Origin of the sequence: Myroides guanonis, from assembly GCF_900114085.1 — a bacterium.
Taxonomy (GTDB): Bacteria; Bacteroidota; Bacteroidia; order Flavobacteriales; family Flavobacteriaceae; genus Flavobacterium; species Flavobacterium guanonis.
In genome coordinates, this window is the sequence record NZ_FORU01000012.1 from 43,945 (window position 1) to 55,068 (window position 11,124).

The window sequence follows — 11,124 nt, forward strand, 5'->3', positions numbered from 1 at the left end:
TTGACAGCATTACCTGCCCAGGTTCTATGGGTATAATCTCAGCCTTTACGGGCACCCCTTTGAGACGATGCAAATATAAACCTTTATGGTCATATAACAATTTCTTATGTGCAAAAGCCTAAAACAACCTATTAACTCCAAGCATTACTAAAAATCTGACTTATCGATTCTCTTTCGCAAAACCTTTTTTAATGACAATTGCTCTTTATGTTCTCTTCTTTTTCGAATCGCTTTCTTAGGTACTTTAGTGTCCTTTCTTGGTTTAACCTCTTTTAGTGACAGATCTAATAAGGTGAAAAATCGCTTTATAACCAAGTCCTTATTTTGAAACTGGCTTCTTGTTAAATCACATTCCATGACAACAGTCCCCTCTTTACTTAGACGGTTTTTCCAAGCATTAGAAAGTTTTTCTTTTTGACCATCGGTCACAAGTTTACTTCCCAACAAATCCCAAGACAAGACCACTTTGGAAGACACCTTATTTACATTCTGTCCTCCTGCACCACTACTTCGAACCGCTTTAAACAGCAATTCGGTCAACAATAATTCTTTATTTATTTTCATCTTCTAACATTTTTTTCCAAGAGAGATATGCTTGTATTGCCAGTACTGTAAAAACGATAAACTGTAGAGATAACATCCCCAACCCTCTATAGGCATACAAAGGTATTGATATAACATTTGCGATTATCCACAAGGTCCAATTTTCTATTTTCTTCAAAGCCATATAGTACATAGCTGTAAAAAAGATTCCAGAAGTTAAGATATCTATGCAGTTTTCAGGACCAATTTCATTTCCAAAAAGTCTATAAACTCCATAAATAACTCCTAGAGTAATTATGAAAAGAGCAAAACCATACCACTTCTCCTTGGTTGTGGTTCTCGATATTTTTAGTGTATTCTGACTTCCATCAACCCTACTCCAATTATACCAACCAAAAACACTCATAAGCGAATAGTAACCATTCAATACCATATCACCTAAATAACCAGTGACATACAATAAATAAACAGTAATAACTGTAGCAATGATACCTGTTGGATATACCAAGATATTTTCCTTTCCCGCATACCAAACACTAAGAATACCAAAAACGAATACTACAAATTCTAGAAATATAAACCACCAAGTAGCATCCTTATAAACATCAAAAAAGAAATCAACCATAATAAAAACAATAAAAAAACCGTATTTAAAAAATACGGTTCCTATCTCAAATATAATAAAAGACTAGTTTCTACTCATCAAAAGTCTTAGTATATACCAAAACAACAACATTAATGATGCAAATAAAGACAATGCAGCAGGAATATATTCATTAGAAGCATAATCATTTTTTAATTGATATGTTGAATACAATATAGAACCAGAAGCCAAAGCAATCATAGCTGCTGAAAACCAAAGGCCTAAATCAAAACCAAAAATCATTCCCGCAACTATTAACCCCAGAGCTATAAAAAAACCGATAGTTAAGATTGAACGCAAGAAAGAAAAGTTAATACCTGAACCAAATACAACCCCCGTTAATCCTAAAAACAAGGCTCCCGTTAATATAGCCGCTTGATTAATTAGCTCCATTGAACCGCCTGTCATAGCAATAGCTATATACAATATCGGCACAAAAATAAAAGCCTGAGCAAGAATATAAATAAAGTATCCCAAGTACTGCTTTGGCTTGCTAGCTGATTTATAAGTCATATTCTGAGCAAACCAAGTTACACCCATAAAACCGCCTAGAAGAATCAACCAAGAATAACCTTGAGTTAATCCCAACATAAACTCAACAAGAGGATCAATTCGAAGTAAGATAGCCTCTAATGCAGCAAACACTAAAACACCTAAAGCTAGGTTTATGTACGTTTTTTTATAAAATATCGCTTGCTCCTTATCAGAAACATGCGCAACAGCAATTTGATTTTCCATAATTACAATTTAATTTTAACAGCACGAATTTACGTAAAAATCATTAGTACACAAATAAGAGATAGATATTGGAGGTGGTTTTATACATTTTATATTCTCCTTTCTTTAGTTTCTCGATTTTTGCATTTGTGCTATTTCGCTTTGACATGATTGTGGTTAAATAAGTAACAGAAAATTTATTAAGTGATTTCCCATCACTATCACTCTGTAATCTGACTCATAGAAGCTTCTACTAATAAGTATTTAACCTCCTCTTAAACCCTACTCAACCTCCACACATTTACTAGACTTTGAGTGAATCTTGAATGAATAACACTCACTTTATCCAAACAGTATCTTAATCATTAAGCTCACTGTAATATTATCGGATGACGTTGTTATATGGTAGCTATTTAACTAAACAGCATAGACTATTGTAAACCCATTTATTTCTAAAAACCAAAAATCGAAGTCTAATTGAAATCCACAATCACTTATAACACTAGATTTTCCAGACTTATCGGTGAGTTTAAAAGGAAAAACTTCCATATCATCCTTAAAACTCAAGCTCCTAGAATTACACATTTTATACATTGCTTCTTTAGCTCCCCAAATTACCGTAAGCTCTCTTACTCTATCTAAAGAGGATTCGGATAGATATTCCAATTCTCTAGGTTTTGAAAATTTAAAAGCTATCCTTTCAATTTTTTCACGTTGCATTTCAATATCAATTCCAACATTTTTAGAACTGATAATAATCCCTGAAAATTCAAAAGAGTGTGTGATAGATATAAAAGACCCGTCCTTTAAATGAGGTTTGCCAGCTTCATCATAATACAAATCCAAGTCTGTATAACCAGCTTCAAGAAGTAACATTCGAACACTTAAAAACCCTTTTTTATGTGAAAGTGATTTCATGTTTTGAAATCGAACTTCGCTTTCTTCTCTTAAAACAACTGAAGATTGTAGCTCATCTATCTCCTCCGTTATTTCCCAAACATATACGGTGGTTTCACTATCGTGCTGAATTTTAAATGCTAAGGGCATAAGTGGTTTTGTTAGAATTGAACTGCTTAACTAGGAATTAAGAATTCGAAAAGGTGAATTACAAAGGAATTCCGTAAGTTTGCATTATAAATTTTGAACATACAAATATACAACAGATGAGCACAAAAACACCGCCTTTTGTAGCATACAAAGTAAAAGATATTTCTCTTGCCGCTTGGGGAAGAAAAGAAATCGAACTTGCTGAAGCAGAGATGCCAGGCTTGATGTCACTGCGCGAAGAATATAAAGAAGAACAACCATTAAAAGGAGCTAGAATTGCAGGTTGTCTACACATGACTATACAAACAGCTGTTCTTATTGAAACTTTAATTGCACTTGGTGCTGAAGTTACTTGGAGTTCTTGTAATATTTTTTCTACTCAAGACCAAGCTGCTGCTGCAATTGCTGAAGCTGGAATTCAAGTATATGCTTGGAAAGGTTTGAACGAAGAAGAGTTTGATTGGTGTATTGAACAAACATTATTCTTTGGAGAAGACCGTCAACCTCTAAACATGATTTTAGACGATGGTGGAGATTTAACTAATATGGTTATCGATCGCTATCCTGAACTTGTTGCTGGAATTAAAGGTCTTTCTGAAGAAACAACTACAGGAGTTCACCGTTTATATGAAAGAATGAAAAACGGTACTTTACCGATGCCTGCAATCAACGTAAATGACTCTGTTACTAAATCTAAATTCGACAACAAATACGGTTGTAAAGAATCAGCTGTAGACGCTATCCGTAGAGCTACAGATATTATGTTAGCAGGAAAAAGAGTTGTAGTTTGTGGATACGGTGATGTAGGAAAAGGAACTGCTGCATCTTTCAGAGGAGCAGGTTCTATCGTTACAGTAACTGAAATCGACCCTATCTGTGCACTTCAAGCTGCAATGGATGGTTTTGAAGTTAAAAAACTAGACACCGTTATTGCTAATGCAGATATTGTTATCACAACTACTGGTAACAAAGATATCGTTATAGGACGCCACTTTGAAATGGTGAAAGACAAAACTATCATTTGTAACATTGGACACTTCGACAACGAAATCGACATGGCTTGGTTAAACAAAAACCACGGAGCTTCTAAAATTGAAATCAAACCACAAGTAGACAAATATACTATTGACGGTAAAGACATCATTATTTTAGCAGAAGGTCGTTTAGTTAACCTAGGTTGTGCTACAGGACACCCATCTTTCGTAATGTCTAACTCGTTTACCAACCAAACTCTAGCACAAATTGAGTTATGGAAAAACAGTGACCAATATGAAAACGAAGTTTATATGCTTCCTAAATACTTGGATGAAAAAGTAGCTCGTTTACACCTTAGTAAAATTGGAGTAGAATTAGAAGTATTGAACGACGAGCAAGCTCAATACATCGGAGTTACTCCAGAAGGTCCTTATAAACCAGAATATTACAGATACTAATCTTTTATAGGATTTAAATACTTAAAGAGTTGGTTCATTAAAATGAACCAACTCTTTTTTTTTACGATTAAACTGAATTAAAAAAAGCAGGAGTTTTCATATGAAAACTCCTGCTTTTTATTTTTGAATTAAACTATATAAAGCAATATCCTAAATTTTAAGAACAACCACATCCACCACTACCGCAAGACTTATCTTTCGATTTACCTTTATTGCCGATTGTCTTTTTAATTAAAAAGCCCAAAGCTACAACAACTAGAGCATATGCTATAATCTCTTGATATCCCATAATTTCTTTATTTTAAAAGTTGATAAGCAACTAATGCTACTACATAAGCAAAAACCGACATAAAAACCAATTGAATCAAAGTCCACTTCCAAGAATTTGTTTCTTTTCTAGTAATAGCAACTGTCGAAGCACATTGCATAGCAAAAGCATAAAACAGCAAAAGCGACATTCCAGAAGCAAAATTAAACACCTTCTCTCCTGTGTCAGGATGTACCTCAGCAGCCATACGTGACTTAATTGTCTCTTCATCATCACTGTGTGAACCCACGTTATAAATTGTAGCTAAGGTTCCAATAAACACTTCACGTGCCACAAAAGACGTAATAACAGCTATCCCTATTTTCCAATCGTAACCCAAAGGTTTTATTACCGGTTCAATACCTTTTCCAATAATACCAATATACGAATTTTCTAGCTGATAACTAGCTATATGCTCATTCATCACTTCTTCTGAATAATCAAAATCCTTATATTTCTCAGTTACAATTTCTTCTGCATTATCATAGCGCTCACTCGGTCCATGTGCACCTAGGAACCATATTATAATAGACAAAAAGAAGATTATTTTACCCGCACCTACAACAAAAGATTTTGTTTTCTCATACATAGTAATAACTACGTTCTTCAACATTGGCACCTTATAACCTGGCATCTCAACAATGAAAAATGCCTTTCTCTCTGTCTTGATAATCTTGTCCAATACCCAAGCTGAAATTAAAGCCGTGAAAAAGCCCAACAAATAAAGCAAGGTTAAGGTAAGTGCTTGCAATCCAATAATTCCAAATATTTTTTCATCTGGAATAATCAATGCAATTAAAATAATATAAACCGGAATACGAGCTGAACAAGTTGTGAAAGGAGTAACAAGAATAGTCAACAAACGTTCCTTGTTATTCTCAATATTTCTAGCAGACATTATTGCTGGAATAGCGCATGCATTACCAGAAATCAACGGCACCACACTTTTTCCGCTCAATCCAAATGGACGCATTAAACGGTCCATTAAGAATACTACCCTACTCATATATCCACTCTCCTCCAACAAGGCGATGAACATAAACAAAATAGCAATCTGAGGTATAAAAGGCATAATCCCACCAATACCAGGAATAATACCATCTGCTATTAGGTCTGTTAATTTACCAGGTTCTAAAGTTTCCTTTACATAAGTACTTAAACTAGCGAATCCTTCTTCTATCCACTCCATTGGAACACTAGACCACTCAAAAATAGCCTGAAACACCAATAGCATGACACCAAAGAAGATAGCATATCCCCAGACTTTATGAGTTAGAATTCTGTCCATTCTACTTCTAAAATCTGTAGCAATTGCTGAATCCTTAATATAGGCAACCTTCAACAAATCATTTATAAATTGATAACGTTTGATGGTTTCTCTTTGTTGAAGCCTTTTTAGCTCAGACTCTGACAAACTTATTCCTTTATTAATAATACTTTTCTTGTCTATATTTCCAATTTTAAAATCTTGGGAATATATAGTCCAAAGCTGATATAAATCATTCTCTGGAAAAGTAGCCGCAAGTTTCTGGAAAAACTCAGGATTGATCTCAGATGCGTTTAAAGGTATTCTTGAATCTAACTCTTTGTAATTCAGAATTACATTCTTTAACTCCTCTATCCCATCTCCTTTACGAGCACTCAACATCACGACCTTCGTATGTAGGGAAGCTTCTAATGAAGCAACATCTATAGTAATCCCTTTAGACTGCATACGATCACTCATATTAACAGCCAGAATTGTAGGTATCCCTAAATCTTTAATTTGAGTATATAAAAGTAGATTTCGCTTTAGATTTTCAACCTCAGCAACAACTACTGCAACATCTGGATAATCGGCTTGTTCTTTATCTAAAAGCAAATCCAAAACAATTCGCTCATCTATAGAACTCGCATTTATACTGTACGTTCCTGGTAAATCAATAATCTCTGCTACAGTCTGACTATCCAATTTTGACAATCCTACTTTTTTATCAACCGTTATACCCGGATAATTACCTACCTTCTGATTTAACCCTGTTAAAGCATTAAAAACAGATGTTTTCCCTACATTCGGGTTCCCTATAAGAGCAACCTTTAAAAATTTTTTCATTTACTTCTCTATTTCAACTTGAATTTGCTTTGCCAATTCTCTACGAATAGACAAGTGAGTATCATTTATACATAATAAAAGAGGGTCTCCTAAAGGAGCTACTTCTAAAATTTCAACAGAATTCCCTGGTAAGCACCCCATTTCCAACAGCTTCAAAGGAACTTGATCTAAATCAAAATCAAGAATTTTAGCTCTTTGATTCTTTTTTAATGTATTTAATGTTATCGTCATTCTTATTTAGATTTAATCGAGATTGCAAAATAAGCAATAAAAAAAGATACGCACAACTTTAAAATCTCTTTTTAAATTGATTATATCTCCTTTATATTTTAAAAATCAATTATTTGCCTTGCCTCTCATGTTCATATAACCACTTAATATCTTCCAATAATTGCTTCACGTTTTTAGTCTCAACATCTGGTGTATCGAAATTAGTTCCGTCATAAAACCCTCTAATTCTCCCTTCACTGTCTACTAAAACAAAATTCTCTGTATGAACCATATCATACATTTCATCTGGCGAACCTGTTTTAACTGCTAGATATGAGTTTCTAGCAATATAATAGATATCTCTTTTATCACCCGTAACCAAATTCCACACATCATCTTTCACTCCTTTTTCTAAAGCATATGCTTTTAGCACGGGAACACTATCAATATCAGGGGTTACAGTATGTGACAATAACTTAACATTGGGCATATCTTTAATTTGCTCTTGTAACCATACCATATTATCTCCCATTATAGGACATATTGTCGGGCAAGTTGTAAAGAAAAAATCAGCAACATATATCTTACCTTTATAATCCTGATTAGTAATCGTATCCCCATTCTGATTCACAAATTTAAAAGGAGCAATACGGTGTTTTTGCTTATTTGCCTCATGTTGTATAAGTGAATCCACCATTTCAGGATTGACCATTGCTGGAGTATAAACCGGCAGGCTCTTTCGCAACGCTAACGCATCGTAAAACAAGTACATTATAACTGAACACAACAAAAAGAAAAACAGAAAAAAATAGCGATACTGCTTAAAGAATTGTAACATGATTTATGAATTTTCACAAATTTACAAATTGTAAAATCAACAATGGTTAAAGAGGTTATAAAAGAAGACTCCTTTTTTCACAAGATGAGTAGGACTTGTACCGAAGTTATTTATTATTTTTGTAGTTACTACTATTAAAAAATTAAACTATTTAATATGAACAAAAGATTATTAATGTGTTCTGTTGCAATGCTTTCTTTGGTGGCATGTAAAAAAGAGAACGAAGAGAAAGTAGACAATGAAACACATGGTATCGTATTAGAATACATGGATCCAAGTGTTAAACCTGGCGATGACTTCTTTAGATATGTAAATGGAACTTGGTATGACAAAGCTGAAATTCCTGCTGATAGAACTCGTTGGGGAAGTTTTGATGAACTGAGAAAAAACACAGATCAAGATGCTTTAGCTATTTTAAAAGAAGCTGCAGCTGACAAATCTTTAGACCCTAAATCTGACCAAGCAAAAGCGGTAGCTGTTTTCCAAACTTTTTTAGATACAGTATCTAGAAATAATTTAGGCGTTCAGCCATTGAAACCATATTTAGACAAAATCAACGCTATTCAAAATGTTGGGGATGTTACTAAATTAATTAATGATCTTTCTAATGAAGGTGGTTTAGGCTTATATTCTTTGTATGTATATGCAGACATGAAAAGCTCTAATGACAATTCAGTATACGTTGGAACTGGTAGTATAGGTTTACCTGACCGTGATTACTACATTTTGGAAGACGCTGAAATGAAAGAAAAACGTGCTAAATACGTTGAACACGTTGCTCGCATGTTTGGATACATTGGAGAAGATGCTGACCAAGCAAAAAAAGATGCTGAAAAAGTATTGAAGATTGAAACAGCTATGGCTAAACCAATGTTTACACGTGTTGAACGTAGAGACAGTCGTTTAACATACAATCCAATGACTATTGAAGAACTACAAAAGACAGCTCCAAATGTAGACTGGACTGCTTATGTTAATTCTTTCGGGCTTAAGAATGTAAAGACTATCATTGTTTCTCAACCGAAATATATGAAAGCTCTAAATACAATATTAGCTCAAAATAATATTGAAGATGTAAAAGCGTATTTAAGATGGACACTGATTAACCACTCAGCAGATGTATTAACTACAGAAATTGAGCAAGCTAATTGGGATTTTTATAGCAAGTATTTGAACGGAGCTAAAGAGCAAAGACCAATCGAAGAAAGAGCATTAGCAGTTGTTAACGGAAGTGTTGGAGAGGCACTTGGAAAGCTTTATGTTGAGAAAAAATTCCCTGCAGAAGCGAAAGCGAAAGCGAAAGACATGATCGCTAATGTACTTACAGCATTTGGTGAGCGTATCAAACAACTTGATTGGATGGCTGAAGAAACAAAGCAAGGAGCTTTAGAAAAACTAAATACTACTACAGTTAAAATTGGATACCCAGACAAATGGGAAGATTACTCAAAACTTGAGATCAAAGGAATCAAAGACGGAGGACAGTATTTCGAAAACATGAGAAACCTTTCTGTTTGGAGCACTGCTAAGAATATCGCTGACTTTGGTAAACCAGTAGATAAATCTCGTTGGGGAATGGCACCGCAAACAGTTAATGCTTATTTCAATCCTTTATACAATGAAATCGTATTCCCTGCTGCTATCTTACAACCACCTTTCTACGATTACAAAGCTGATGAAGCAGTAAACTACGGAGGTATTGGAGCAGTTATTGGTCACGAGATTTCACATAGTTTTGACGATTCAGGTTCTCGTTTTGATAAAGATGGAAACCTAAACAACTGGTGGACTGATGCTGATTTAGAACGTTTCACAAAATTAGGTACAGCTTTAGCTGACCAATACAGTGCTTTAGAGCCATTACCTAATGTTTTTGTAGATGGTCATTTTACTCTTGGAGAAAACATTGGTGACTTAGGGGGTATTAATGTAGCTTACGATGCATTAAAAATATTCTTAAAAGACAACGATCCAGGTTTAATTGATGGTTTTACACCTGAACAACGTTTCTTTATTTCTTGGGGAACTATCTGGAGAACAAAAGACAGAGATGAAGCTATCACAAACCAAGTAAAAACAGACCCGCATGCTCCTGGGATGTATAGAGCTTATGTTCCATTGCAAAACGTAGATGCATTCTATGATGCATTTGACGTTAAAGAAGGAGACAAATTATACATTAAACCAGAAAACCGAGTTAAGATCTGGTAATCCAAAAATCTTTTAAATAAAAAAGGCTGTATTTCTATGAGATACAGCCTTTTTTATTTTTCCTCTATCACCAACTTAACGCCTACTCTTCTTCTCAAAAAATGCTTATTACAATTATAATTCAAGAAAAAAGAAATAGCACTCGTTCTAGACCTAACCCCAAGTAATGTTTTAATAATCAATCATTAATATACTAGAAACACTTAAAACCTAGACATTAAATACATTTGACACAGATAAACAAACTAAGAAATAAGCTAACCTAAAACCTAAAACTATGGAAACATTAGTATCTCCACAACAAGCATTCTTTGGTTCATTATTATACGCTAGCTCACTAATATGGGCATTAAGTTTAATCTTCAAGCATGAAGACAAAAAAGCTACCGAAACTTATTGGTTATGTGTAGCACTTATATTACCATTTCTTGGTAGCATCATTTATCTATTAAAACATTATACTGCTGATAGGAAAGAAAAGCACGCTACAGTTTAAAAGCTATTATTCCAACAATAAAATACACGAGGTCCTCTGATTTACCTCTATAAAGTCGAGTGAATAAAAAAGTGAGGACAAAGTTCCTCACTTTTTTATTCACTATAATCTTAGCATTTACTATAACTCTCTGACCGTCCTAATTTTCATAGGGTAGTCAGCTTTATAAACCATTTTAGTTCCACAAACACAGGCAATATATTCTGCCGTATTTCCTGCATCTCCTCCACTAATAATCTTTATATTTTCCACAGAACAAGAAGTCAATTCTGCAATTTCCTTCTTAATTCTAGGAACACTGGTTGGATGTGTAATTTCCCCATCTGCTAAACTTTTTAACTCATCCTCTTTTGTCAGAAGGCAAACATTGTCCTTCTCGACAGTTTTGCTCTTTTCCTTTTTCATTTTCTTATTAATAACCTCCTTTTTAGAAGCAGCCTTCTCAGTGCTTTTCTCCTGAGCCGGTAAAAGGATAATTGTACCAATAAACAGCATTAATGTAAATAGTGTCTTTTTCATAATTGTAAAGATTTAGGTTAAATATTAAATATACAACATAATGAGATAAAAAATATCATACTAATAAT

General features: G+C 34.0%; 12 protein-coding genes. 3 read left to right on the forward strand and 9 right to left on the reverse strand.

Annotated elements, in window-relative coordinates; genetic code table 11:
• Positions 1-147: 147 nt before the first annotated feature.
• The 4 genes from arfB to BM024_RS10310 form a co-directional block, all read right to left on the reverse strand.
• Complete coding sequence (gene arfB / locus BM024_RS10295; RefSeq protein WP_317040024.1) at positions 148-564, reverse strand: alternative ribosome rescue aminoacyl-tRNA hydrolase ArfB; 417 nt, start codon at positions 562-564, stop codon at positions 148-150.
• A complete protein-coding gene (gene pnuC, locus BM024_RS10300) occupies positions 551-1,168 on the reverse strand; it encodes a nicotinamide riboside transporter PnuC (protein ID WP_090679919.1) in 618 nt (205 codons plus the stop codon). The genes arfB and pnuC overlap by 14 nt, the downstream gene beginning before the upstream one ends.
• Before the next feature lie 63 nt (positions 1,169-1,231).
• Positions 1,232-1,924, reverse strand: a complete 693-nt coding sequence (locus BM024_RS10305; RefSeq protein ID WP_090679921.1) for a Bax inhibitor-1/YccA family protein — start codon at positions 1,922-1,924, stop codon at positions 1,232-1,234.
• 396 nt (positions 1,925-2,320) lie between these two features.
• Positions 2,321-2,950, reverse strand: coding sequence for a 4'-phosphopantetheinyl transferase family protein (locus BM024_RS10310; protein WP_090679922.1), 630 nt, complete (start codon positions 2,948-2,950; stop codon positions 2,321-2,323).
• 116 nt (positions 2,951-3,066) lie between these two features.
• Here BM024_RS10310 and ahcY point away from each other — a divergent pair, with 116 nt between their 5' ends.
• Positions 3,067-4,383 carry an adenosylhomocysteinase gene (ahcY, locus tag BM024_RS10315; RefSeq protein WP_090679924.1) on the forward strand — a complete coding sequence of 439 codons (1,317 nt, stop codon included), beginning with the start codon at positions 3,067-3,069 and terminating at the stop codon, positions 4,381-4,383.
• 157 nt (positions 4,384-4,540) lie between these two features.
• Here ahcY and BM024_RS10320 read toward each other — a convergent pair whose 3' ends face one another.
• From BM024_RS10320 to BM024_RS10335, 4 genes are all read right to left on the reverse strand, one after another.
• The gene (locus tag BM024_RS10320; protein ID WP_090679926.1) at positions 4,541-4,672 is read right to left on the reverse strand and encodes a FeoB-associated Cys-rich membrane protein; all 132 of its coding nucleotides are present in this window, start codon (positions 4,670-4,672) and stop codon (positions 4,541-4,543) included.
• Between the two features lie 7 nt (positions 4,673-4,679).
• Positions 4,680-6,782 (reverse strand): ferrous iron transport protein B, encoded by a 2,103-nt coding sequence (gene feoB, locus BM024_RS10325; RefSeq protein WP_090679927.1) that lies wholly within the window; start codon positions 6,780-6,782, stop codon positions 4,680-4,682.
• On the reverse strand, positions 6,783-7,013 hold the full coding sequence (locus tag BM024_RS10330; protein ID WP_090679929.1) for a FeoA family protein: 231 nt from the start codon (positions 7,011-7,013) through the stop codon (positions 6,783-6,785).
• Positions 7,014-7,122: 109 nt separating this feature from the next.
• Positions 7,123-7,830 (reverse strand): SCO family protein, encoded by a 708-nt coding sequence (locus BM024_RS10335; RefSeq protein ID WP_090679931.1) that lies wholly within the window; start codon positions 7,828-7,830, stop codon positions 7,123-7,125.
• A 156-nt stretch (positions 7,831-7,986) separates the two neighbouring features.
• On the opposite strand from BM024_RS10335, the gene BM024_RS10340 reads away from it, so the two are divergent.
• Positions 7,987-10,041 (forward strand): M13 family metallopeptidase, encoded by a 2,055-nt coding sequence (locus tag BM024_RS10340; RefSeq protein ID WP_090679932.1) that lies wholly within the window; start codon positions 7,987-7,989, stop codon positions 10,039-10,041.
• A gap of 277 nt (positions 10,042-10,318) precedes the next feature.
• Complete coding sequence (locus BM024_RS10345) at positions 10,319-10,537, forward strand: PLD nuclease N-terminal domain-containing protein (RefSeq protein WP_090679934.1); 219 nt, start codon at positions 10,319-10,321, stop codon at positions 10,535-10,537.
• A gap of 120 nt (positions 10,538-10,657) precedes the next feature.
• Here BM024_RS10345 and BM024_RS10350 read toward each other — a convergent pair whose 3' ends face one another.
• Positions 10,658-11,056: a hypothetical protein gene (locus tag BM024_RS10350; protein WP_143077759.1), complete on the reverse strand. Its 399-nt coding sequence runs from the start codon at positions 11,054-11,056 to the stop codon at positions 10,658-10,660.
• Positions 11,057-11,124 lie beyond the last annotated feature (68 nt).

Coding starts and splice junctions, on each gene's coding strand:
- arfB (WP_317040024.1), bottom strand. CDS start 564: ATGAAAATAAATAAAGAATTATTGTTGACCGAATTGCTGTTTAAAGCG.
- pnuC (WP_090679919.1), bottom strand. CDS start 1,168: ATGGTTGATTTCTTTTTTGATGTTTATAAGGATGCTACTTGGTGGTTT.
- BM024_RS10305 (WP_090679921.1), bottom strand. CDS start 1,924: ATGGAAAATCAAATTGCTGTTGCGCATGTTTCTGATAAGGAGCAAGCG.
- BM024_RS10310 (WP_090679922.1), bottom strand. CDS start 2,950: ATGCCCTTAGCATTTAAAATTCAGCACGATAGTGAAACCACCGTATAT.
- ahcY (WP_090679924.1), top strand. CDS start 3,067: ATGAGCACAAAAACACCGCCTTTTGTAGCATACAAAGTAAAAGATATT.
- BM024_RS10320 (WP_090679926.1), bottom strand. CDS start 4,672: ATGGGATATCAAGAGATTATAGCATATGCTCTAGTTGTTGTAGCTTTG.
- feoB (WP_090679927.1), bottom strand. CDS start 6,782: ATGAAAAAATTTTTAAAGGTTGCTCTTATAGGGAACCCGAATGTAGGG.
- BM024_RS10330 (WP_090679929.1), bottom strand. CDS start 7,013: ATGACGATAACATTAAATACATTAAAAAAGAATCAAAGAGCTAAAATT.
- BM024_RS10335 (WP_090679931.1), bottom strand. CDS start 7,830: ATGTTACAATTCTTTAAGCAGTATCGCTATTTTTTTCTGTTTTTCTTT.
- BM024_RS10340 (WP_090679932.1), top strand. CDS start 7,987: ATGAACAAAAGATTATTAATGTGTTCTGTTGCAATGCTTTCTTTGGTG.
- BM024_RS10345 (WP_090679934.1), top strand. CDS start 10,319: ATGGAAACATTAGTATCTCCACAACAAGCATTCTTTGGTTCATTATTA.
- BM024_RS10350 (WP_143077759.1), bottom strand. CDS start 11,056: ATGAAAAAGACACTATTTACATTAATGCTGTTTATTGGTACAATTATC.